The organism is Deinococcus humi (genome assembly GCF_014201875.1).
GTDB classification, from domain to species: Bacteria; Deinococcota; Deinococci; order Deinococcales; family Deinococcaceae; genus Deinococcus; species Deinococcus humi.
The window spans coordinates 391,284-414,221 of sequence record NZ_JACHFL010000004.1; the positions used below are offsets into that span (position 1 = coordinate 391,284).

Genomic DNA, 22,938 nt, shown 5'->3' on the forward strand with positions numbered 1-22,938 from the left:
CGCGGGTGGTCCGGCTCTCCCGTCGCAGCCCCCAACCGATCCCCGTCACCGGAGGTGACCCCATGACCAGTCTGCATGAACGCCCGCACAACGGCGCAGTCGGCGACGCCGTGCCGCACGAGAGCGCCTCGGCCCACGTGACCGGACATGCGCTGTACACCGACGATCTGGGGGTGCGGCTGTCAGGATTGCTGCACGCGTGGCCCATTCAGGCCCCCCATGCCCACGCCCGCGTCACGCGCCTGGACCCTTCGCAGGCCCTCAACGTGAGCGGCGTGGTGCGCGTGCTGACCGCTGCCGACGTGCCGGGCGTCAACGACGCGGGCGTTAAGGGTGACGAACCGCTGTTTCCCACTGAAGTGATGTACCACGGTCACCCGGTGGCCTGGGTGTTGGGCGACAGCATCGACGCGGCCCGACTGGGCGCGCAGGCGGTGGAAGTCGAGTACGAGACGCTGCCCTCGCTGATCTCCATTCACGACGCCATTGCCGCCGGAGCCTTCCAGGGCGCCCAGTCCACCCTGCGGCGCGGCGACATCAACCTTGGCTTCGCGGGCGCGGCCCACACCTTCGAGGGCGAGTTCGAATTCGGCGGGCAGGAACACTTCTATCTGGAAACCAACGCTGCGCTGGCCTACGTGGACGAGGGCGGACAGGTCTTTATCCAGTCCAGCACCCAGCATCCCAGCGAGACACAGGAGATCACGGCGCATGTGCTGGGCCTTGAGGCAGCACAGGTCACGGTGCAGTGCCTGCGGATGGGCGGCGGCTTCGGCGGCAAGGAGATGCAGCCGCACGGGTACGCGGCAGTTGCTGCGCTAGGCAGCGTCCTGACAGGTCGCCCGGTGCGGCTGCGCCTGAACCGCACCCAGGACATCACCATGACGGGCAAGAGGCATCCCTTCCACGCGCGCTGGAAGGTGGCCTTTGACGAGGGCGGCAAACTGCGCGCGCTCTCGGCCACTTTAACCAGCGACGGCGGCTGGAGCCTGGACCTTTCCGAACCCGTGATGGCGCGGGCGCTGTGCCACATCGACAACGCCTATTTCATCCCGCACGTAGAGGTTCACGGAAGAATTGCGAAGACCAACAAGACCTCCCAGACAGCCTTTCGGGGCTTCGGCGGCCCGCAGGGCATGCTGGTTATCGAGGATATTCTTGGCCGCTGCGCCCCGCTCCTGGGCCTTGAGGCGCACGACTTGCGCCGCCTGAACTTCTACCAGCCTGGCGAGGCCACGCCCTACGGTCAACCGGTGCGCCACGCCGAGCGCCTGGAAGACCTGTGGGCGCAGTTGCTGGTCAGCGGCGAGTTTGAGGCCCGCAGGCAGGAGGTGCGCGCCTTTAACGACACGCACCCGCATACCAAGCGCGGGCTAGCGGTTACCCCGGTCAAGTTCGGGATTTCCTTCAACTTCACCGCCTACAACCAGGCCGGCGCCTTGGTCCACGTCTATAAGGACGGCAGCGTGCTGATCAACCACGGCGGCACCGAGATGGGTCAGGGCCTGCACACCAAGATGATCCAGGTGGCTGCCACTGCGCTGGGTGTGCCGGTCCGCTGGGTACGACTGGCCCCCACCCGAACCGACAAGGTGCCCAACACCAGCGCGACCGCCGCCAGCAGCGGGGCCGATCTGAACGGCGGGGCGATCAAGAACGCCTGCGAGCAGATCAAGGAGCGTCTCGCCGCCGTCGCTGCCGGGGCGCTCGGGGTGCATCCGGGGGACGTGCGTTTCGAGAACGGGCTGGTGTTTCCCCTGGGCCACCCCGACAAGGGAATAGATTTCAAGACACTCGTCCATGACGCCTACCACCTGCGGACACAACTGTGGGCGGCGGGCTACTACCGCACGCCGGGGCTGCACTGGGACCGGGTGGCGATGCAGGGCGAACCCTTCAAGTACTTCGCTTACGGGGCCGCCATGGCCGAGGTGGAGGTGGACGGCTTTTCCGGCCTGTACCGCACGCGCCGGGTGGACATCCTGCAGGACGTGGGAGACAGCCTCTCGCCGCTGGTGGACATCGGGCAGGTGGAGGGCGGCTTTGTGCAGGGCGCGGGCTGGCTGACCCTGGAAGAACTGCGCTGGGACGAGTCGGATGGTCCCCACCGTGGCCGACTGTCCACCCAGGCCGCCAGCACCTACAAACTGCCCAGCTTCAGCGAGATGCCCGAGGTGTTTAACGTCGCCCTGATGGAACGCGCCACTGAGACCGGCGTGGTGTACGGCTCCAAGGCGGTGGGTGAGCCGCCGCTGATGCTGGGGATCAGCGTCCGCGAGGCTTTGCGTCAGGCCGCCGCCGCTTTCGGTCCCGGGGGACGCGCGCAGGAACTGGCTTCGCCCGCCACTCCCGAGGCCGTGTTCTGGGCACTCGACGGAGCGCGGCAGGCAGCGGGTGAACTGGTGGCGGCAGATGACTGAGCGGGCGGGCAGTTTGACGGGAACCGTGGAGCGAATTCGCTGCCACCTGAATTTTCCCAGCTCCCCCCAGCTCCCCTCATGAACTGGCTCCAGGCTGTTCAGCACCTGCATGACCACTCGGAACCCGGCGTGCTGGTTACCGTGGCTGCCGTCCGGGGACACGCGCCGCGTGAAGCGGGCGCCAAGATGGTGTTTAGCGTGGGTGCAAGCTGGGACAGCGTGGGCGGCGGTAATCTGGAGGCCACCGCCGCCGAGCGGGCGCGGGCCATGTTGGCCGTGTGCGCCCACGTGCCGGAACTGCTGACCCTGCGCCTGACCGATGCGGCCAGCAACGAACACGGGCGCCAGTGCTGCGGCGGCGAGGTCACGCTGCTGCTCGAACCCCTGCAGACCGTGCGTCCGCACGTCGCCATTTTCGGCGTGGGGCACGTGGGGCTGGAGCTGGCGCGCATCCTGTCGCGGCTGCCGCTAAGCCTACATCTAGTGGATTCGCGGGCGGCCCAGCTGACCCCTGAACGTCTGGCTCCGCTCCACGATGGCGCGGCGAGAGTTGAGATTCACCACTCGCCCATCCCCGAAATGACCCTGCATGACCTGCCCCCCGGCTCGCACGTCCTGATCCTGACCCATGACCATGCCGAGGACGCCGCCCTATGTGACGCCGCCCTGAGGCGGCCCGATCTGGGCTTGATCGGACTCATCGGCTCGTCGGTCAAGTGGATTCGCTTTCAGGGGCAGCTTCGCCGCGAAGGGCACGGCGACGCCGACCTCGCCCGCATCACCACCCCGATCGGGTTGCCGGGCATCAGCGGCAAGACGCCCGCGGTAATCGCCGTCAGCGTGGCCGCGCAACTCGTCCAGCGGCTCGAAGCCGATGGGGCCGCCGCCCTTCAAGCCCTTTCCTCCCAGCACAACACCGTTCAGAGGCAACCATGACCCCCATCCTGTACCGCGCCACCTTCATGCACACGCCCCGCAACGCCTTCCAGGACGCCGACGCCCTGCGGGTTCAGGAGGACGGCGGACTGCTGGTGGACGGCGGCACCATCGTCGAGAGCGGTAATTTTTCAAGTCTGCGCGCCATGCATCCGGCGGCCCGCGTGACCGAGCTGCGCGGCGGCGTGCTGCTGCCCGGCTTCATCGACACGCACGTGCATTTTCCGCAGGTCCGGATCATCGGCGGCCTGGGCCGCCCGCTGCTCGACTGGCTGGAACACGTCACGCTCCCCGAGGAGGCGCGGCTTCAGGACAACGTGTATGCCCGCGCCGTGGCCAGGGATTTTCTGCATGGCCTGCGCTGCAACGGCACCACCACGGCGCTGGTCTTCGGCTCGCACTTCAAGGGGGCCATGGAGGTGTTCTTCGAGGAGGCCGCCGGCAGCGGGCTGCGGACAGTGGCCGGGCAGGTGGTCAGTGACCGGATGCTGCGCCCCGAACTGCACACCACGCCGGAACGGGCCTACACCGAGGGCCGCGCCCTGATCGAGCGCTGGCATGGGGTGGGCCGCGCCCGCTACGCCGTGACGCCGCGCTTCAGCCTCTCGGCCAGTGAGGGCGTGCTGGACGCCTGCGCCGCGCTGATGAACGATTTCCCCGACGTACATTTCACCTCCCACATCAACGAGAACGTCGCAGAAGTCCAGACGGTGCAGGGGCTGTTCCCCGGCAGCCTGGACTACCTGGACACCTACGAACGCGCCGGCCTGATGGGCCGCCGGGGCGTGCTGGCCCACAGCGTCCACACCACGGACCGTGAACTGGGCCAGATGGCCGCGCACCGGTGCAGCGCCGCGCATTGCCCGTGCAGCAACTCCGCGCTGGGAAGCGGTCTGTTTCCCCTGAAGCGTCATCTGAACGCCGGCGTGCATGTGGCCCTGGGCACCGATGTGGGTGGCGGGACCGGCTTCTCGATGCTCAAGGAGGGCCTGCAGGCGTACTTCATGCAGCAGCTTCAGGCAGACGCGGGCGTGCCGCTCAGCCCCACGCACTTGCTGTACCTGGCCACGCGCGCCGGGGCCGAGGCGCTCGACCTGCACGATCAGCTCGGAGACTTCAGCGTGGGCAAGGCCTTCGACGCTGTCTGGCTGTGTCCGCCCGAGGGCAGCACGCTGGACGCCATCCTGAACCATGCCAGTAGCCCCTCCGAGACGCTGGCGGCCCTGTTCGCCAACGGCACCCAGGCCGACGTGGCGCAGGTGTGGGTGGGCGGAGACGAGGTGTACGCGCGCTCCGGCAACACCGCCTCCCATCAGCCCGGAAAGCAACCGCCTGTTCTGGCGTCTTAATGCTGGCCTCACCTGAATCGAATCCACAGTATTTTGATTCATCCATCCGTCGTTCGGCCCCCATGGATTGTTCGCGCACAAGCCCTTTTCCGGTTCCGCGAAAAGCGCAAAGGAGACCCTATGTCTGATCCAGCCGCACCCCGTCCCGCCGTCCCCCTCGCCCCGACGTCGGGCCTGGACCGCTACTTCGGGCTGAGCGCCAACAACTCCAGCGTCACGCAGGAGATGCGCGCGGGCCTGACCACCTTCCTGACCATGAGCTACATCCTGTTCGTCAACCCGCAGGTGTTGTCCACGGCGATCAACGTGCCCAACGCCTTTGTGCAACTGCTGATGACCACGGCGATTGCGGCGGCCTTCGGCTCCGCGGTGATGGGTCTGGTGGCCAAATACCCCTACGCGCAGGCGCCGGGCATGGGTTTGAACGCCTTTTTCGCCTTTACGGTGGTGCAGGGCATGGGTGTGGCGTGGCAGACGGCGCTGGGCGCGGTGTTCATCAGCGGTGTGCTGTTCGTGCTGCTCAGCGTGCTGGGAGCGCGGCAGGCCATCGTGCAGGCCATTCCCAATTCGCTGAAATTTGCCATTACCGGGGGGATCGGCGCCTTCCTGGCCTTCTTGGGCCTCAAGAATGCGGGCATCGTGGTGGCGAATCCGGCCACGCTGGTGGGCATGGGCTCGTTCTCCTCGCCGACCGTGTGGCTGGCGTGCATCGGCGTGGTCCTGACCGCCGCGCTGATGGCCCGCAAGGTCACCGGGGCCATTCTGTACGGCATCCTGGCGACCACTCTCCTGGGGATCGTGACCGGGGCCGCCGTGTACGCGGGCGGGCCGGAAGGTGCGCTGCGTTCCTTCCCCGGCTTTGACGGCGCTTTCCTGGGCATCTTCGGCACGCCGGTCTGGCCGGGTGCGCTGGTGGGCCAGATGGACATCGTCGGGGCGCTGGGCCTGGGCCTGCTGAGCGTGGTCTTCACCTTCTTCTTCGTGGATTTCTTCGACGCCACCGGTACCCTGACCGGTCTGTCGCAGCGCGCGGGCTTTATCGACGCGCAGGGCAACATGCCGCGCGCCCGGCGCCTGTTCTCGATGGACGGCCTGGCCGCCATGTTCGGCGCGTTCATGGGGACGTCGACCACCACCGCCTACGTGGAATCCGCCGCCGGCGTCGGCGAGGGTGGACGCACCGGCCTGACCGCTGTGACGGTTGCGGTGCTGTTCCTGCTGAGCATGTTCCTGTGGCCGCTGGCCGCCGCGATCCCGGGCGCGGCCACCGCCCCCGCGCTGATCCTGGTGGGCGCGCTGATGATGGACGGTGTGCGTCACATCGACTGGGATGACATCGCCGACAGTCTGCCCGCCTTCCTGACCATCATCGCCATGCCGCTGACCTTTTCGATCGCCAACGGGGTCAGCTTGGGCGTGATCAGCTACTGCGCCATCAAACTACTGAGCGGCAAGGCCCGGCAGGTCAGCCCCATTCTGTACGTGGTGGGGGCGCTGCTGCTGGCCCGTTACATCTGGCTCAACGAGGGCTAGCGCTTCAGACGACAAAGGGAAGAGGTGGAGCCATACATGTGGCTCCACCTCTTTTTTTGTCCTGGTGATCTGGCCGGCCCGGGCTCAGCTTCCGGACATGGCCGCCCGCGCCGCTTCCTGCAGGGGCCGCCAGGCCACCTTGCCGGTGGGGCTGCGCGGCAGACTGTCCACGAACTGGTAGTCGCGCGGCACCTTGTAGGTGGCCATCTGCTCACGCGCCCAGGCCTCGATGTCCTCGGCGGTGGCGGTAGCACCGGGCTTCAGCACGATCAGGGCACGGGCCCGTTCGCCGCTGCGCTCGTCGGGCACGCTGATCACGCAGGCTTCCTGCACGGCGGGATGCGCGTGCAGCTTGTTCTCGACCTCGGCGGGCCACACCTTCATGCCCGACACGTTGACCATGCGCTTGAGGCGGTCCGTGAAAAAGAAGTAGCCTTCCTCGTCCATGTAGCCCAGGTCTCCACTGCGGAAGAACTGCTGGCCGTCGATCTCCATAAAGGCCTCGGCGGTGGCGTCCGGGCGGTTCCAGTAGCCCTGCATGACCTGCGGGCCGCGAATGACGATCTCGCCGACCTGGCCTGCGGGCAACTCCTGGTGGGTGTCCAGGTCGATAATGCGCGAATCGACGTTGAACAGCGGCACGCCCAGACACTGCAATTTTTGGCGCCCCTTGGGGTTGCTGTGCGACTGCGCCATCGTCTCAGACAGCCCGTAGCCTTCCAGGAACATGATCCCGGTCAGGTCCAGCAGTTTCTGGCCCACGGCGGCGGGCAGGCTGGCCCCGCCGCCGGTGACGTTGCGCAGCGTGGCCAGGTCCGCCGCGTTAAACGTCGGCGAGGCCATCATGTCGATCACCATGGTGGGCGTGTTGGTCCACAGGGTGACGCCCTGCTCGCGGATCAGTGTGCGGGCCACGTCGCGGTCCCAGCGCGACATGATCACGATCTTGCCGCCGTTGGTCAGGCCGGTCAGCAGGCTGTTGACGAAGCCGGTGACGTGAAAGTACGGCAACGCGGCCAGAAACACGTCCTCGACATTGCCGTCCACCCACACACCCGCGCCGAATACGTTGGCCATCACGCTGCGGTGGGTGTGCATGCAGCCCTTGGGCAGTCCGGTGGTGCCGCTGGTGTACGGCATCACGCACAGGTCGTTTGCCCCCACGTCGGCCGCCGGAGCCGGCTCGGCCTTCAGGGCGTCCTCCAACGTGATGTCGCCGTCCTGCGGGGTGACCTTCACGTCCAGACCCTCTGGCAACGGGACGCCAGCCGCCCCCGCATCGGTGCCGTGCATGACATTCGCCACGACGGCGTGTTGTAGTCCGGCCTGTTTGGCCTTCTCGTACAATTCCGCCCCCACAACGCCAACTTTGATGCCGGCGTCCTGTAGGAAGAAGCCAAATTCACGCGCCTGGAGCATGGGAGCCAGCGGCACCACCACCGCGCCCAGCTGCCACGCGGCAAAGGCGCCGATCACCCACGCCGGGCTGTTCTGCATCCACAGCGCGATCCGGTCACCCTTGCTCACGCCACTCTGTGCCAGATGCCCGGCCAGACGCGTGGCCTGCGCGTATAGTTCCCCATAGGTCAGCTCGCGCCCGTAGTGCCACAGCGCCGTCTTGTCGGGATACCGCTCGGCACTGACGCGCAGGTTGTGCATGATCCCGGTCTGGGGCAGCGTCAGGGTGCGGGGTTTGAAAGGCGGCCAGTAATGGCCCTGAGTCTGGGAAGGGGTCGAGGAATCGGGCGCTGCGGATTGCTGGGTCATGGAATGGAGACCTCCTGGTCAGTGACTCGCCGTGATGACGCTGGAAAACGGAAATTGTCGATGTCCAGAGTGTAGCGTGCCAGACCAATCCCGCGTCACACCCGAGCTCAGCTCCCCGAAATTTCTTAATCAATGGCTTTTCGCGTGTACCACGCCGTTTCGCTTTGCGTCGGATAAAACGTGTACAGGACGCATTTTTTCTGGATGAAAAGAGAATAAGGACGTGCTGGCGGGCGTCTTTACAGCCCTTCCCTCTTCCCAAGCGACATTCCATATGTCATGCTGCTCACCATGACGAAAAAGACTGCTAAGCCCGCCGCCAAGAAGCCCGCTGCCAAAGCTGCGCCAGCCGCTGCTAAGGCCGCCCCCAGCGCCAGCAACAAGGTCGCCAAGACCCAGCTGGTGGAAATGGTCGCCGATAAGACCGGCCTGACCAAGAAGCAGAGCGAGGAAGCCGTCAGCGCCATGCTGGACGCCGTGGTCAGCTCGATCAAGGGCGGCCAGAGCGTCGGCCTGCCCGGCCTGGGCACCCTGAGCGTCAAAGACACCGCCGCCCGCACCGGCGTGCGCCCCGGCACCAGCGAGAAGATCCAGATTCCCGCCGGCAAGAAGGTGGCCTTCAAGGTCGCCAGCACCCTCAAGGGCAACCTCTAAACGGTTCAGACCTCAACGCGGAGCGGGCAGTCCATTGAAGGACTGCCCGCTCTCGTTTTTCTGACTGGACGCCAGTTCCCGCCCTTTACGGCTGCAGAAGCCTCACTGACCGATCCACGCCATCGCCCGGTCGGTCAGGCGGTTCAGTGCCTCCACACTCTGCAGGATGTGCTGCTCCTCGGTGTCCTCAATCTTGTTGTGACTGATGCCGCGCAGGCTCTGGACGAACAGCATCACGGTGGGTATCCCCGCGCGGGCCACCTCCGCCGCGTCGTGCAGGGGGCCGCTGGGCAGACGGTGACTCCGGGGGACAATCTCAAGAATGGAGGCCTCGGCAGCCTCAATCAGTTCCGGGTGAAAAAGAATCGGCTCGATGTTCCACAGGTCACCGAACGTAACGCTGCAGCCGCCCTCCTCCGCGATTTTCGTCGCTGCGTCCTGGGCGTCCCGCCACATGGCCGCGAGCCTGTCGGCCTCCAGGTTGCGCTGGTCCAGCGTGATCTCGCAGGTCTCCACCACGCTGGTGACGATGCCCGGCAGCGTCTTGCAACTGCCGATGGTGCACACGCCGGCGTGCCGCTCGGCGATGGCGTAGATCTCCTGTGAGAACTGTCCGGCAGCCCGGAAGGCGTCGCGCCGCACGTTCATGGGTGTGCTGCCGGCATGCGCCGCCTGCCCGTGAAAGGTGATGGTGTGGCGCTCCACGCCGAAGGTCCCCAGCACCGCGCCCAGCGACAGCCCCAGGCCCTCCAGCACCGGCCCCTGCTCGATGTGCAGCTCCAGATACGCGGCGGCGTTCTTCAGCTCCTCGCGGGCCTGCGGGGCGTCGGCCAAGGTGACGCCCACCCGCTCCAGCGCCTCCTCCAGACCGATGCCGTCCTTGTCCTTCAGTTTCCGCATCTCGGCAATGTCGATGTTGCCGCCCGCCGCGCTCGATCCGTACAGGCTGCGCCCAAAGCGGGCGCCCTCCTCGTCGGCCCAGTCCACCAGCCGCACGGTTACAGGCGGCTTTCCCCCCTCCGAGAGGCGGCGCAGCACTTCCAGACCTGCCAGGGTGTTCAGGCAGCCGTCCAGCCAGCCGCCGTTCGGCACGCTGTCGAGGTGCCCGCCGATCAGCAGTTCCTTCCCGGACTCGCCCTTCAGGGTGGCCCACAGGTTGCCCGCCGCGTCGGTGTGGACCTCCACGGGCAGCTCTGCAAGCCGGTCGGTCAGGAACTTGCGGGCGGCCACCCAGGTGTCGGTGAACGCGACCCGCTGCGCGCCGTCAGGAGTGCCGGTCAGCTCGCGCAGGGCCTTGAGTTCGTCGAGGGTTCGCTGTGGATTGAGGGGCATGGTCTACCTTATCGAAAAAGTTGCGACCGGGCGGTTACCCTGCCAGCCAGTCGCGCACTGCGCCTTTCAGGAAAGCCAGTTCCTGTGGCAAGCCGGCAGGGCTGCCTGCCCGGTGGCCCCACACCGAAGGGATAGGACGCAACTCGCCGCGCTTCAGGTAGGCCAGTTCGGCGGCGTTGTCGGCCACCCGGAAATACAGATCGGTTTCGCCCGGCAGCAGCAGCACCCGCGCCTGGATGGCCCCAAGCGCCGCCGTGAGGTCACCGCCGTACAGGGAGTTGGCACTGATGTCCCCGTGGAACCACGTCAGCGCCTGCGCGTACAGATTTGCGGCGTCCCAGGCGGCAAAACTGGCCTCCCAGTCGGTGCGCAGGTACGTCTCCAGATCGGGTGCGCCCAGCACGGTCTGAAACAGGTTCTGGCGGTAGAAATCCTGACTCAGCCCCCAGCCCGCGTAGATGTGCCCGAAGGCCCGCAGCGAGGCGTGCGGTACGGCGCTAAATTGACCGTTCCCAACGTACTCCGGTGCGGCCTCCAGCGTTCGCAGCAGCCCCGACAGGAACACCTTGTTGTGCGGCGCCGTGCGGGCGCTGCCGCACACGACGAACGCGCGCTCCACCCGCTTCGGGAACAGCGCGGCCCAGTGGTATGCCTGCATGGCCCCCATCGAGAAGCCGTAGGCGGCGGCCAGGTGCGTGATCCCGAAGACCTCGCGCAGCAGTCGTTCCTGCGCCAGCACGTTGTCGCGCACGGTTACGACTGCCGGGTAGTCCGGCGTGCTGTCCGCGCCCGACGACAGTCCGTTGGAAAACATGTCGGGAATGACGATGAACCACCGCGTCGGATCGAGAATGCCGTCCGGGCCGATCAGCCAGTTCTGGCCGTCGTGGGTGGCCGTGTAACTGCACGGATACACGATCACATTGTCGCGCGCCGCATTCAGCGTGCCGTGCGTCTGCCAGGCCAGCCGCGCGTTCTGGATCACGCCGCCGCGCTCGGTGGGCCAGTCGCCCAGCTCGAAGACCCCCTCCTGCACCGGCCAGGGGGTCATGCGCGACCGCCGCGCTGACCGGGGGAGAGGGGCTTTGCGGGACGGGGTGGGGCGCACAGCAGGATTGACGACATACGCCTACCCTACGCCCTGCCGCTAGACGATGGACAGGCGCAGGGCCACAGGGCTGGTGAGCTGTTCCTGTGGCCCTACGCCGGAACTTACTTCGCCTTCTTGCCCGTCGCCTCCTCCCACACGCTGTAATTCACCGCTCCGGCGCTGGGGACGGCTTTCAGGATGCCCAGATCCATTAGCAGCTTCACGTTGGCGTTGTAGGTGGCCCTGTCCAGCAGCCCGGCGTTGCCTTTGAGGGTCTGTCCGGCCTTGTACAGCTTGGCCACTTCGGCCATCTGCCAGGTCTGGTGTCCGGCGGCGTTTGAGCGCGTGCCCGAACCCTTGCAGGTATTGCCGCAGTTGACCAGCACGATCTGCACGGCCTCCTTCTGGTTCGCCACGGCGTAGTTCCAACCCTTGATGGTGGCGCGCACCAGCCGGGCAGCGACCTCCTGCCCGCTCATGCCACTGTTCTTGAAGTTCTTGCTGTCCAGCGTCTTCTGGGTGGTGAACATCAGGTCCTCCAGGAGATTGATCCCGAAATCGCTGACGTTGAAGACCTTGAGTTTGTCCAGCGGGTAGCCCAGCCCCACGATCTGATCGATCTCGTTGTAGGTCATGGCCGACACCAGATCCACCTTGTCGGGGAAGACGAGGCTGGGATCAAAGGGATACGTGACAGCCTGCACGCTGGGCTTGGCCACCGTGCTGTCCAGGCTGGTGGTCATGCCGTACTTCTTGAGCAGTGCCACCGCCGGATACTCGTTGCCGCTGGGCCAGACACCGACGCGTTTGCCCGCGAACTGCTTGGGATCGGTCAGGTTGCTGGATTTCAGCGCCACGAGGGTGTAGCCGCTTTTCTGGAACAGCTGAGCGATATGCACCACGGGGAGGCCCTGCTGCCGTGCGGTCAGGAGGTCCGTGATCCAGGTGGTGCCGAAATCCGCCGCTCCCGTCGCCACGGTCTGGATCGGCGACTGATCGCCGATGGGCAGCAGCGTCACGTCCAGCCCCTCGGCCTTGTAAAAGCCCTTGGCCTGCGCCACGAAAAAGCCCGCGAACTGCGCCTGGGGGAACCACTTGAGCTGCAGTTTCACCGGAACGTTGGCGGCGCCCGCGCTGCTGAGGGCCGAGGCGACAAGGGCAGCGGTCAGGGCGGACAGGACGTTTCTCTTCATGGGATTCCTCCGGGCGCGCGGTGGCGCAGTGGTGAGCAGAAAGCGGATGGAAAGTGGCAGGTGGAAACCGTCCAAGGAGGCTGGTTCGGTCTGCGCTCACCCCGGCTGTCGTCGGCTGGCGTGCCAGCCTGTAAAGCGTGCCTCCAGCCACGAGAGGACGCCGTAGAACGCGATGCCCAGCACCGAGGCGATCACGATGGCCGCCCACACGATGTCCAGATTGAAACGCCCAGCCTCGATCTGGATCCGGAAGCCCAGCCCCTGCCCGGTGGTGCCGAAGAATTCACCAACAATCGCGCCGATCAGGGCCAGGGTGGAACCGATTTTCAGGGCATTGAACAGGAACGGCAGCGCACTGGGAACGCGCACCAGCCGGAACGCGGCAGCGGGTGTGACCGCGTACGTCTGCATCAGGTCCAGCAGCAGGGGATTGGCACTCTGCAAGCCGCGCACCACGTTCACCACCACCGGGAAGAAGACCGTGATGGCGACGATGATCGCCTTGCTCGGCCATTCCAGCCCGAACGCCTTGACGATCACCGGGGCGAGCGCCACGATGGGAATGCTGGAAAACAGCCCTGCGTAGGGCAGCGCCCCGCGTTCCAGAAACGGAAATCGCACGGCGGCCAGCGCCACCGCAATCCCTGCCCCCACCCCGGCCAGATAGCCCAGCAGCGCCTCCTGCGCGAAGGTCACGCGGGCGTCGGTCAGCAGGACGGCGCGTGACTGGTAAAGAGCAGTAGCCACGCGGGTGGGCGTGGGGATCAGACCCGGCGGCACGCCGTAGGCACGCAGCAGGCCCTCTACAGCAATCAGGGTCAGCAGGGCGGCCAGCAGGGCGGGAACGAGGCCGCCGGTGCGGCGAGCCAGCGCGGCCAGGCCATACATGCCTGCTCCCACGCCCAGCACGATGAGCGCGAGGCTTAGCGCCTTGCGTGCGGGCGGCACGCCGTCCAGGGGAAAATTCCAGACGTTCCAGACGGCGGCCAGGAGCAGAGCCAGCCCGAGGAGCAGCGTCAGCCACCCCAGGCCTGGCAGGCCGCGTGCCCCGACCCGACCTAGCGCGACTGTCCGGCTCGCCACGGCGTCACCAGCCTCTCGATCAAGCCCAGCACGGCCACCAGGGCGATGCCCAGCCCCGCGCCGTACAGCATGATCACCCACAGCGCCAGCGTGTCCGACGCCCGCGAATTCTCGGCCAGCATCTTGCCCAGGCCCGAGAAACTGATGGTGCTGATCTCCGCGACGATCGAGCCGATCAGCGCGGCTGTGGCCGCCACCTTCAGGGACGTGAAAAGGAAGGGAAGGCTGGCGGGCAGCCGCAGGGTCCAGAAGGTCTGCCACCCCGACGCCCGGTAGGTGGTCAGCAGGTCCTCCTGCATGGGATCGGGGCTCCGCAGGCCTGCCGCCACGCCCACCGCCACCGGAAAGAAGGCGATGTATGCGGCGATCAGCGCCTTGGGCAGCCAGCCCTGCACCCCGTACTGCCCGAGCACCACGGCCAGCATGGGCGCGAGGGCGATCACCGGGACCGTCTGCGAGGCGATCAGCCACGGCAGCGTCACCCGCTCGAAAGCGCGGCTGGCCACCAGGGCGACGGCCAGCCCGACGCCCAGCGCGGAAGCGATCAGCAGCCCCACGACCGTTTCGCCCGCCGTGACCAGCGTGTTGTATGGCACGCTCGTCGGGGCCATCGGCGGCACGCTCATGGCCCGCAGGCTGTTGCCCAGTTGAGCGGGGGCGGGCAGCACCGGATTGCGGAGCTGGGTGGCACAGGCGATGGCGGTGGCACAGCCCAGCTCCGCGCCGCTGTTCAGGCTGCGCTGCGCCGCACCGACATTGACCGCCAGCATCAGCGGCCAGTACAGCAGCAGCGCGATGACTGCCACGATGAGCATCGGCCCCAGGTTGCCGCCCATGGATGGGCTTCTCTTCCTGACCATCAGCGTGCCTGATGGTCGGCGTCGAAGCCGTGACCCCGCCGCAGCAGCTCCCGCACCCGCGTCGCCAGCTCGAAAAAGCGCGGACTTTCGCGGGTTTCCACGTTGCGCGGGTACGGCAGGTCGATGTCCACTACGCCCTCGATCTTGCCGGGCCGGGAGGTCATCACCACGACCCGGGTGCTCAGGAACACCGCCTCGCTGATGCCGTGCGTGACGAACACCACCGTTTTGCCAGTCTCCTGCCACAACCGCAGCAATTCGCCGTTCAGGTGTTCGCGGGTGATCTCGTCCAGCGCGCCGAACGGCTCGTCCATCAGGAGCAAGCCCGGATCGAAGGCCAGGGCGCGGGCAATGCTGACCCGCTGCTGCATGCCGCCCGACAGCTGCCAGGGGTAACGCGCCGCAAAGCCCTCGAGCCCGACGAGCTTCAGCATCTCGTGGGCGCGGGCCTGCCGGGCGGCTTTCGGCATCCGGTTGGCAGACCCGGCCATCACGTCCAGCGGCAGCAGCACGTTGTTCAGGACCGTGCGCCATTCCAGCAGCGCCGGCGCCTGAAACACATAGCCGTAAGCCCGCTCCTGCCGCGCCTGCGCGGGCGATCTGCCGCCCACCAGCAGATCCCCGCCCGTCGGCGTGATCAGATCGGCCATCAGCCGCAGCAGCGTGGTCTTGCCGCAGCCACTGGGGCCGATCAGGCTGATGAATTCGCCCTGCCCGATGTCCAGCGTGGCGTCCTTGAGAGCCACCGTATCGCCCTGCGCGCCCCGGAAAACCATGTTGAGGTCCTTGAGATGGACGGCGGGTTGCCCCCTTTCCCTCAGGGCCGGCACTGGCGCGGCGGCAGTCAAACCGGAACCTCGGCCCGCTGCACCTGTTGCGGGGAGCGCCGCAGCAACTGCCCGCGCCCCGGCTCGCCCATGAACTGACCGTCGCGCACCGCCACCTGCCCGCGCACCGTGACCACGCTGGGCCGTCCGTCGATCTCGAAGCCCTCAAAGCCGCTGTAATCGTTGTTGACGTGCGACAACTGCGCGCTGATGGTGCCTCGGTAGTTCGGATCGTAGACCACCAGATCGGCGTCCGAGCCGACTTCAATCGCGCCCTTCCTGGGATACAGCCCGAAGATCTGCGCCGCGCGCGTGCTGGCCGCGGCCACGAAGCGGCTCAGGCTCAGGCCGCCCCGGCTGACGCCGTAGGTGTACAGCAGGTTCACGCGGTCCTCAATGGCCGGAATGCCGTTGGGGATCAGGGTGAAATTGTCGTCGCCCATGCGCTTCTGGTCCACGTCGAAGGGGCAGTGATCGGTAGCGACCGTGTCGATCTCACCGTTTTTCAACGCCTGCCACAGCGCCGCCTGATTGGATTTGTCGCGCAGCGGCGGACTCATCACGTGTTTGGCCCCCTCCACGCCAGGGCGCTCGGCATACGTTTTGTCCAGCAGAAAATGCGGAATCACGGACTCGATGTGGATGTTGACGCCGCGCTCACGGGCGTCCAGCGCAGCTTTGAGTGCCCTGGCGTTGGACAGGTGCACCACGTAGCCTGTGGCCCCGGTCATCTCCAGAAAAGTGGCGAAGTGCGCGGTGCCGTCGGCCTCCACCTGCTCGGGGCGGCTGGGCTCGTGCCACTCAGGTCCCGTCTTGCCCTCCGAGAGCAGTCTGGCCTGCAACTGGGCCACCAGCTCGGCGTTCTCGCAGTGGGCGGTGACCACCACGCCCAGCTCCCTTGCCAGCTTCAGCGTGTGGTATAGCGTCGCGTCCTCGATGCCGAAGGCGCCCTTGTAGGCCAGAAACACCTTGAAGGAGGTCATGCCGTCCGCGACCAGCTCGCGCAGCGTTTGCTCGGTGCCCTCGTCCCAGCGCGTCACGCCGATGTGGAAGGTGTAGTCGCAGGCGCTATTTCCGGCGGCCATCTGAGACCAGATGTTCCAGCCGTCCCGCAGTTCCTCGCTTCCGGCGGGAGCCAGCATCTCGATAAAGGTGGTGGTGCCGCCGATCAGCGCGGCCTGACTGGCCGTGGCGTGGGTATCCTTGGCAAACGTCCCCATGAACGGCAGATGGATATGCACGTGCGGATCGATAAAACCGGGAAAGATGTACTTGCCGGTCGCGTCGATGGTTTCGGTGCCCTCCGGTGCGCTCAGGTTCTCGCCGATGAGCGAGATGGTCTCGCCCTCGATCAGCACGTCTGCCGTGTACTGCTTCTCTGCCGTGACGATCTCGCCGTTCTTGATGAGCAGGGTCATAGTTACGTCCTCGCAGGATGCGTTCGGGATGGATAACGCCACGCGCCGACCAGGGGTCAGGCTGCCGGCGTCAATGAATCTCGATGCCCTGCTCTGCGCGGTAGGCCATCATGGCGTCCCAGCTGGTGGCAATTTCGGGGCGCTGGGCGGTCAGGGCGTCCCAACAGATGTTCTGCTGGGTGCTGGGAACGCTGACCATGGTGATGCAGCCGTCCACCGGGCAGACGTTGGCACACAGCGCGCAGCCCACGCAGTCCGGCTCGCGCACGACAGGTATGGGACGCGTGTCGGCCACCGCCTTGCCGTTGACTCGCACGTCGTAGCCGGGATTCACCCTCGCCCCATTTCCGGCCACCAGATCAATGCACTGGTGGGCTGTATCGTTGCAGGCCACGTAACACAGATTGCACTGGATGCACTTGTCGGGATCGATGCGCGCGACCGCCTGATAGCCCAGATCGAGTTCGCCGAAGGTGCTGACCTGCGGCAGCGCCCGGCCCGAGACGTCGGCAATGGTGGCAAAGCCCTTGTCGTCCATCCAGTTGCCCAGGCCGTCGATCATGTCCTCCACGATGCGGTAGCCGTAGTGCATGGCGGCGGTGCACACCTGCACGGCCCCTGCGCCCAGCAGCAGGAACTCCGCGGCGTCCTTCCAGGTGACGATCCCGCCCATTCCGCACACCGGGACGCCGCTTTTCAGCACCTGGGTGTCGGTCAGCAATTCGGTGAGCATGTTCAGCGCAATCGGCTTGACCGCTGGCCCCGCGTAGCCGCCGTGTGTGCCGCGCCCACCAATGTTGGGCGTGATCTGCAGGGTGTCGAGGTCAACGCTCATCACCGAATTGATGGTGTTGATCAGGCTCAATGCGTTTGCCCCACCCGCGATGGCGGCGTGCGCGGGCTCGGTGATGCGGGTGACGTTGGGCGTCAGCTTGACGATCACCGGCAATCTGGTGATTGAAGTCACCCAGTGCGTGTTCAGCTCGCACATCTCCGGCACCTGCCCCACCGCCGCGCCCATGCCGCGCTCGGACATGCCCTGGGGGCAGCCGTAATTGAGTTCGATGCCATCCGCCCCGGTATCCTCGATCTGCATGACGATCTCGCGCCACGCTTCGGGCGAGGCGTCCACCATCGCGGACACGATCACGGCGCGGTCCGGCCACAGCCGCTTGATCTCGGCGATCTCACGCAGGTTCACGTCCAGCGGGCGGTCGCTGATCAGCTCGACGTTGTTGATCGCCAGCAGGCGCTGTCCGGCGATGCTCAGGCCGCCGTAACGGTTGCTGATGTTCAGCACCGGCGCGCCGATGGTCTTCCACACGGCCCCGCCCCAGCCATGCTCGAAGGCACGGTGGATCTGGGCGCCGCTGTTGGTGGGCGGCGCGGAGGCCAGCCAGAATGGATTGGGCGCGCGGATGCCGGCGAAATTGACGGAGAGGTCAGCCATGGGCGGTCTCCAGTGACTCGGAACTGAACATTCCGGAGAGCTGCCGGTGAATGGCGGCAGCAGCGTATTTGCCGTCCTGAACGGCCATCACAGTGCTGGCGCTGCCACGCAGCCGCACGCAATCGCCGCCCGCGTACACGCGCGGCAGATTGGTCTGCATGGTCTCGTTCACGACGATGTAGCCGCCCGCAACATCCAGCCCCAGCGCAATTGCCAGCGAGGGTTTTTCCTGCCCGATGGCTTTGATCACGGCGTCGCAGGGAACAGTGAATTCGCTGCCCGGCAGTGGGCGCGGTGTGGGCCGTCCGCCGGGGTCTGGCACGCCCAGCACCATCTTCACGCACTCCACGCCCGTCACCCGCCCGCCTTCAGACAGCACCCGTACCGGCTGGGTCAGAAAGCGGTACCCGATGCCTTCCGAGAGCGCGAACTCGTACTCGTGGCGGTAGGCGGTCATCTCCGCTTCGGTGCGTCGGTACAGCATGGTGACGTCTGCGCCGCGCCGCCGGGCGATGGTGGCGGCGTCAATGGCCGTGTTGCCCGCCCCGATCACCACGACCTGTTGGGCCTGGGGCAGCAGTTCGGGGTGCAACTTGCTGTGCTCGATGTAGGTCAGCCCGTCCAGCAGGTGTTCCTCGCCGGGAATGCCCATCGCTGGCACCGCCCCCAGGCCCAGGCCCAGGAAGACGGCGTCGTGGTCGGCGAGCAGCGCGTTCAGCCCAGCCTGGTCCGTCAGTTCGTACCCTGTCTGAACGTCCACTCCCAGTGCCCGCACCGCTTCGACCTCCCGCAGCGACACCTCCACCGGCTCGCGCAGGACGATGATGCCGTAGGTGCTCAGGCCGCCGCCCAGCTCGCGCTTTTCCAGCAGAGTAACGCTGTGTCCCAATTTGGCAAGTTCGGCGCTGACGCTGATCCCGGCGGGTCCGGAGCCGACGACAGCCACCCTGCGGCCCGTGGGGGCAGCGGGCTGAAACAGCTGCAAGCCGCGCTCCTGAGCGTGATCCACCGCGTGCCGTTGCAGTCGCCCAATCGCAATCGGTTTCTCCTGAGCGTTCAGGACGCAGGCCCCCTCGCACAGTTCTTCGACGGGACAGACGCGGGCGCAGGTGCCGCCCAGGAAGTTGGCCTCCAGAATGGTCCGGGCGCTGCCGCGCAGGTTGTCGGTGGCAATCTTGCGGATGAAGGTGGGAATGTCAATGTGCGTGGGGCAGGCCTGGATGCACGGCGCGTCGTAGCAGTACAGGCAGCGGTTCGCCTCCACCGTGGCCTCGTGGGCGCTCAGTGGCGGGTAGGTGGGGGCGAAACGGGGATCAGACGGAAATGGCGTGCTGGGCAAAAGGTTCCGTGCGGATAGGGCGTCGTCTACCAGGGAATGGTCTGTCAAGGCGTCCTCCGGTCCTGCGTACAGCCTGAGGTGAAGACATGGAAACGTGCCACCGCCCTGTAAGCCGGAAAGCCCCGGGGCAGCGGTCCAGACCCTCACCGGAGACGATTAACCGCGTGGAGGTATGGTAGGGCGAAAATAAAGGAAAAGTCAATGCTGACCGAACAAAGTTCATCAGTTATAGTGATAGGAATTTGGATTCAACTGTGAAGTTTCTGTACCTTGTGTCGCCTCCCTTTAATTTGTACGGTCCTTGTCTGGCGGCATTCGGCGGCTGAGGGCTTGAACGACAGGCAAAAAGGAGGACATACCTTGGGTCTCAAGTGCTCTGTGCCCCGTCCTGAGCCCTCGCCCATGCCTCATAGCCGCCCGCCAGCTCGCTGACGTTGAAGCCCTCGGTGCGCAGCAGGCTCGCGGCGGCGGCGCTGCGGGCCCCACTCTGGCAGTGCACCACGATTTCCTGGTCGCGCGGCAGTTCATCCAGTCTCCAGGGCAGTCGGCCCGCGTGAAGCTGCATGCTGCCGGGAATCGCGCCCTCCTGATGCTCGGTCTTGTTGCGGACATCCAGGATCAGGGCGCCCTGGTGCTGCGGGAGTTCGGAAGCCGGGAACGGCTGGGCGCCTTTGGTGTTCAGGCCATCGGCGCTCTCGACGAAGCCCACCACGCGGTCTACGCCCACCATCCACAGGCGGCGGCGGATGGCCTCAGCCCGTCCAGCCGACGCAAGCAGGACATAGTCCCGCTCCGGCACCAGCAGCCAGCCTGCCCAGGTTTCAAGTGTGTTCCCATCAGGCACATTGACGCTGTGTTCCGGGGCGGCAGCTTGGTGCTTTGCCCTCGCGCGCGTGTCGATCAGGCGTGCGCCCTGGTTCAGTCGGGCCAAGACGTCGGCAGGCTCCAGCTTTTGCAAAGGCTGCACCTCACCTAGCAACTCAGGTCCGGCCCTGTTCTGGGTTTTCATGCGCCCGTAATAGAGGGGGGCGTCGGGCTGTCCGCTCAGCAACTCGGCAATAAAGCCCTGCTCGTCGTCCCTCTGGACGAAGCTTGCCCACCACGCCAGCGCCCGCTCGTAGCCGACGGTGGTGCTGGGAACCGCGCCCAGCGCCTTGCCGCACGCGCTGCCCGAACCATGTGCGGGCCACACCTGCACGAAGTCCGGTAGCGTCAGAAACTGGTGTTTCAGGCTGGCGAACATCTGCTGCGCGCCCTCGAAGCGGGTGTCCACACCGCCCGCCGCCTCGTCCAGCAGGTCGGGGCGGCCAAGTTCACCGACAAAGACGAAATCTCCGGTGAAAAACATGCTGGGCTGATCCCCACGAGGGGTATCCGTAACCAAAAAGGAAACGCTTTCAGGGGTGTGGCCGGGCGTGTGCCGTACCTCGACTTTCAGCTTGCCCACCGTCAAGATGCTGCGGTTATGGATCTTGACGTCCCCAAATCCGTACTTCCACTCGGCGTTTCCCTCGTCCGAGAGGTACAGCGTCGCGCCAGTTGCCCTGGCCAGTTCGCGGCTGCCGCTGAGGTAGTCGGCATGGATATGGGTTTCGGTGACATGGCTGATCCGCAGGTTGTGCGCGGCAGCTTCTTCCAGATAGCGGGCGATGTCCCGCACAGGATCGATCACCAGGCATTCGCCGGTTTTCTGGCACCCCAGCATGTAGGAAGCCTGCGCCAGATCGGTGTCATAGAGACGGCTGAAATACATTCAGAACCTCCTGTGCGGGGTGCGAAAGGGGCTATAACGCCTAGACCTTAAACCCACCAGGGGTTTATCACCAACAAAATGACCGATGTGGTCAGCCTGTGCCTTCCCGGATCTCGCTGTGGCTGTCGTGATGGAAATGCTGTCCTTCATTGCCCGGCGCTCCCGTGGGGTTGGTGTCGATTCTGTGGGTCTTCTTTTCCCTCATGGAGCCGGAAAAAGTGCCGATTCACCTACAGTGATCGAATTTCTCTTTCTGGCCTCCACTCAGGCGTATAGTTCACATTCTCAAGTAACCCTCACCGTGTCCAGCCTTTTCCCGGACACAGCATCAAGGAGACCCATGAAAAAACTGCTCACGCTGGCCCTGACTGCTTCTGCCGCCGCCTTCGCTACCGCCTCCGCCGCCCCAGTCACGCTGACGTACTGGCAGTATGACTATGCCAGCAAGGTCAGCACCATGAACGAGCTGATCAAGAAATTCGAGGCCGCCAACCCCGACATCAAGATCAAGCAGGAAACCTTCCCCTACGATGCCTACAGCCAGAAGGTGGCCTCCAGTGTCCCGGCGGGACAGGGTCCCGATGTGGTGAACCTGTACTACGGCTGGCTGCCGCAGTATGTGGACGCCGGTTACCTGCAACCTCTCCCCACCAAGGACTTTCCGGTCAGCAAGATCGAGAGTGAGTTCGTGCCGATGGTCAAGACCAGCAAGATCGGCGGGAAGTATTACACCCTGCCGATCTCGGTGCGGACCCTGGCCGTCTTCTACAACAAGGATCTGTTCAGGGCCGCGCGCATCACGCCGCCACGCACCTGGGAGGACTTCATCGCCGCCGGGGAAAAGATCGCCAAGGGCGCGCCACCGCGCTTTACCACGCTGGGCTTCGGGATCCAGCCCGACGGCCAGGACTACCATGTGCTGCGTGAAGTGCTGGTGCGGCAGTTCGGCGGTCAGCCGTACAGCAAAGATGGCAAGACCGTCGCCTACGACTCCGAGGCCGGACGCAAGGCCATGGCTTTCTACACCGACCTGGAAACCAAGTACAAGCTGGGGGTGCCGAATTTCTTCCCTGGCAACAACAGCTACCGCGACGCCTTTATCGCGGGCAAGGTCGGCATGATCATCGACGGCTCCTTCGCGGTGGGAACCATCAAGAGCGGCGCCAAATTCGATTGGGGCGTCATTCCGCTGCCCGTCTTCAAGGCCAACCCGGAAGTTCGCAGCAACTTCGGTTCGTACTGGGTCAACGGCATCACCAAGAACGCCAAGGGCGAGAAGCTCGACGCTGCCGTCAAATTCCTGAAGTTCCTCACCAGCGAGCAGACCCAGCGTACCTGGCTCGACACGGTGGGTGAGATTCCGGCCAGCCGCAAGCTCTCGGGCGATCCGGCGCTGCGCAAGGACCCGGTGTTCGGGGCTTTCGTGGGTTCCCTGCCGTTCGCGCACTCCACTCTGTTCGTGGACGAGGCGGGGCAGCGCAAGGCCTGGGTGGACGCGATCAACACGGTGCTGCTCAAGGGGGCCAAGCCGGCCGACGCGGTCAAGCAGGCCGCCACTGACGAGCAGAAGATCCTGAACAGCTACTACAAGTAAGCCCACCTGCCCGCGTGTCCGCCCCATTGCCCGAACAACCAGGGCAGTGGGGCGGATGCGCGACATCTGTTATCGGCGAAGCAAAGGCAGTAGGCAGGCGGTGGTCTGTTGAGGCTGCCGCGCTGCTGATGCGAGTCGCTGTTCGGCCTGTAGTGGAGAGTGGGGAACCGCATCTGCCCCCTGTCAAATTCGTCCAGAAAATCAGAGGTTTCGATGCTTAGAGCCAACAATCCAGGAGCCACGGTATGACGACGAGAGTGTCGCCCCCCGAGCGTGGGGGTGGATCGATGCGGCGGCACCAGACGCGCACGGCGTACACCTTCCTGCTGATCCCGCTGGT

The 22,938-nt window shown here is 65.7% G+C and carries 17 protein-coding genes; 6 read left to right on the forward strand and 11 right to left on the reverse strand.

From position 1 onward, the window contains the following. Positions 1-62 precede the first annotated feature (62 nt). The 4 genes from xdhB (at position 63) to HNQ08_RS10875 (ending at position 6,238) form a co-directional block, all read left to right on the forward strand. Positions 63-2,420, forward strand: coding sequence for a xanthine dehydrogenase molybdopterin binding subunit (gene xdhB / locus HNQ08_RS10860; RefSeq protein ID WP_184131406.1), 2,358 nt, complete (start codon positions 63-65; stop codon positions 2,418-2,420). 78 nt (positions 2,421-2,498) lie between these two features. Then, on the forward strand, positions 2,499-3,356 hold the full coding sequence (xdhC, locus tag HNQ08_RS10865; RefSeq protein WP_184131408.1) for a xanthine dehydrogenase accessory protein XdhC: 858 nt from the start codon (positions 2,499-2,501) through the stop codon (positions 3,354-3,356). Beyond that, positions 3,353-4,705, forward strand: a complete 1,353-nt coding sequence (gene guaD, locus HNQ08_RS10870) for a guanine deaminase (RefSeq protein WP_184131412.1) — start codon at positions 3,353-3,355, stop codon at positions 4,703-4,705. The genes xdhC and guaD overlap by 4 nt, the downstream gene beginning before the upstream one ends. Before the next feature lie 120 nt (positions 4,706-4,825). Further along, complete coding sequence (locus HNQ08_RS10875; protein WP_184131414.1) at positions 4,826-6,238, forward strand: NCS2 family permease; 1,413 nt, start codon at positions 4,826-4,828, stop codon at positions 6,236-6,238. 84 nt (positions 6,239-6,322) lie between these two features. Here HNQ08_RS10875 and HNQ08_RS10880 read toward each other — a convergent pair whose 3' ends face one another. Next, positions 6,323-8,005, reverse strand: coding sequence for a long-chain-fatty-acid--CoA ligase (locus HNQ08_RS10880; RefSeq protein ID WP_184131415.1), 1,683 nt, complete (start codon positions 8,003-8,005; stop codon positions 6,323-6,325). Positions 8,006-8,284: 279 nt separating this feature from the next. Here HNQ08_RS10880 and HNQ08_RS10885 point away from each other — a divergent pair, with 279 nt between their 5' ends. Then, the gene (locus tag HNQ08_RS10885; RefSeq protein WP_184131417.1) at positions 8,285-8,659 is read left to right on the forward strand and encodes an HU family DNA-binding protein; all 375 of its coding nucleotides are present in this window, start codon (positions 8,285-8,287) and stop codon (positions 8,657-8,659) included. A gap of 102 nt (positions 8,660-8,761) precedes the next feature. Here HNQ08_RS10885 and HNQ08_RS10890 read toward each other — a convergent pair whose 3' ends face one another. From HNQ08_RS10890 to HNQ08_RS10935, 10 genes are all read right to left on the reverse strand, one after another. After that, positions 8,762-9,991: a hydantoinase/carbamoylase family amidase gene (locus HNQ08_RS10890; RefSeq protein WP_184131419.1), complete on the reverse strand. Its 1,230-nt coding sequence runs from the start codon at positions 9,989-9,991 to the stop codon at positions 8,762-8,764. Positions 9,992-10,025: 34 nt separating this feature from the next. Continuing rightward, a complete protein-coding gene (locus HNQ08_RS10895) occupies positions 10,026-11,042 on the reverse strand; it encodes an alpha/beta fold hydrolase (protein ID WP_184131421.1) in 1,017 nt (338 codons plus the stop codon). A gap of 161 nt (positions 11,043-11,203) precedes the next feature. Then, entirely contained in the window at positions 11,204-12,274 is a 1,071-nt protein-coding gene (locus tag HNQ08_RS10900) for an ABC transporter substrate-binding protein (RefSeq protein WP_184131423.1), read from the reverse strand. 96 nt (positions 12,275-12,370) lie between these two features. Continuing rightward, positions 12,371-13,357: an ABC transporter permease gene (locus HNQ08_RS10905; protein WP_184131426.1), complete on the reverse strand. Its 987-nt coding sequence runs from the start codon at positions 13,355-13,357 to the stop codon at positions 12,371-12,373. Beyond that, positions 13,333-14,193 (reverse strand): ABC transporter permease, encoded by an 861-nt coding sequence (locus HNQ08_RS10910; RefSeq protein WP_229789804.1) that lies wholly within the window; start codon positions 14,191-14,193, stop codon positions 13,333-13,335. The genes HNQ08_RS10905 and HNQ08_RS10910 overlap by 25 nt, the downstream gene beginning before the upstream one ends. Positions 14,194-14,216: 23 nt before the next feature. Further along, positions 14,217-15,065 carry an ABC transporter ATP-binding protein gene (locus HNQ08_RS10915; protein WP_229789802.1) on the reverse strand — a complete coding sequence of 283 codons (849 nt, stop codon included), beginning with the start codon at positions 15,063-15,065 and terminating at the stop codon, positions 14,217-14,219. Then, on the reverse strand, positions 15,062-16,462 hold the full coding sequence (gene hydA / locus HNQ08_RS10920; protein ID WP_184131429.1) for a dihydropyrimidinase: 1,401 nt from the start codon (positions 16,460-16,462) through the stop codon (positions 15,062-15,064). The genes HNQ08_RS10915 and hydA overlap by 4 nt, the downstream gene beginning before the upstream one ends. 70 nt (positions 16,463-16,532) lie before the next feature. Further along, entirely contained in the window at positions 16,533-17,912 is a 1,380-nt protein-coding gene (gene preA / locus HNQ08_RS10925) for an NAD-dependent dihydropyrimidine dehydrogenase subunit PreA (protein WP_184131432.1), read from the reverse strand. Next, positions 17,905-19,299 carry an NAD(P)-dependent oxidoreductase gene (locus tag HNQ08_RS10930; protein WP_229789800.1) on the reverse strand — a complete coding sequence of 465 codons (1,395 nt, stop codon included), beginning with the start codon at positions 19,297-19,299 and terminating at the stop codon, positions 17,905-17,907. The genes preA and HNQ08_RS10930 overlap by 8 nt, the downstream gene beginning before the upstream one ends. A 319-nt stretch (positions 19,300-19,618) precedes the next feature. Continuing rightward, a complete protein-coding gene (locus HNQ08_RS10935; RefSeq protein ID WP_184131435.1) occupies positions 19,619-21,004 on the reverse strand; it encodes an MBL fold metallo-hydrolase in 1,386 nt (461 codons plus the stop codon). A 340-nt stretch (positions 21,005-21,344) separates the two neighbouring features. Here HNQ08_RS10935 and HNQ08_RS10940 point away from each other — a divergent pair, with 340 nt between their 5' ends. Continuing rightward, a complete protein-coding gene (locus HNQ08_RS10940) occupies positions 21,345-22,598 on the forward strand; it encodes an extracellular solute-binding protein (protein ID WP_184131455.1) in 1,254 nt (417 codons plus the stop codon). Positions 22,599-22,938 lie beyond the last annotated feature (340 nt).

What these genes read in the sequence shown, in the direction of transcription:
- HNQ08_RS10895 (WP_184131421.1), bottom strand. Translation starts at nt 11,042, where the DNA reads ATGACCCCCTGGCCGGTGCAGGAGGGGGTCTTCGAGCTGGGCGACTGG.
- HNQ08_RS10885 (WP_184131417.1), top strand. Translation starts at nt 8,285, where the DNA reads ATGCTGCTCACCATGACGAAAAAGACTGCTAAGCCCGCCGCCAAGAAG.
- HNQ08_RS10880 (WP_184131415.1), bottom strand. Translation starts at nt 8,005, where the DNA reads ATGACCCAGCAATCCGCAGCGCCCGATTCCTCGACCCCTTCCCAGACT.
- hydA (WP_184131429.1), bottom strand. Translation starts at nt 16,462, where the DNA reads ATGACCCTGCTCATCAAGAACGGCGAGATCGTCACGGCAGAGAAGCAG.
- xdhB (WP_184131406.1), top strand. Translation starts at nt 63, where the DNA reads ATGACCAGTCTGCATGAACGCCCGCACAACGGCGCAGTCGGCGACGCC.
- HNQ08_RS10935 (WP_184131435.1), bottom strand. Translation starts at nt 21,004, where the DNA reads ATGTATTTCAGCCGTCTCTATGACACCGATCTGGCGCAGGCTTCCTAC.
- HNQ08_RS10940 (WP_184131455.1), top strand. Translation starts at nt 21,345, where the DNA reads ATGAAAAAACTGCTCACGCTGGCCCTGACTGCTTCTGCCGCCGCCTTC.
- HNQ08_RS10910 (WP_229789804.1), bottom strand. Translation starts at nt 14,193, where the DNA reads ATGGGCGGCAACCTGGGGCCGATGCTCATCGTGGCAGTCATCGCGCTG.
- guaD (WP_184131412.1), top strand. Translation starts at nt 3,353, where the DNA reads ATGACCCCCATCCTGTACCGCGCCACCTTCATGCACACGCCCCGCAAC.
- preA (WP_184131432.1), bottom strand. Translation starts at nt 17,912, where the DNA reads ATGGCTGACCTCTCCGTCAATTTCGCCGGCATCCGCGCGCCCAATCCA.
- xdhC (WP_184131408.1), top strand. Translation starts at nt 2,499, where the DNA reads ATGAACTGGCTCCAGGCTGTTCAGCACCTGCATGACCACTCGGAACCC.
- HNQ08_RS10900 (WP_184131423.1), bottom strand. Translation starts at nt 12,274, where the DNA reads ATGAAGAGAAACGTCCTGTCCGCCCTGACCGCTGCCCTTGTCGCCTCG.
- HNQ08_RS10875 (WP_184131414.1), top strand. Translation starts at nt 4,826, where the DNA reads ATGTCTGATCCAGCCGCACCCCGTCCCGCCGTCCCCCTCGCCCCGACG.
- HNQ08_RS10890 (WP_184131419.1), bottom strand. Translation starts at nt 9,991, where the DNA reads ATGCCCCTCAATCCACAGCGAACCCTCGACGAACTCAAGGCCCTGCGC.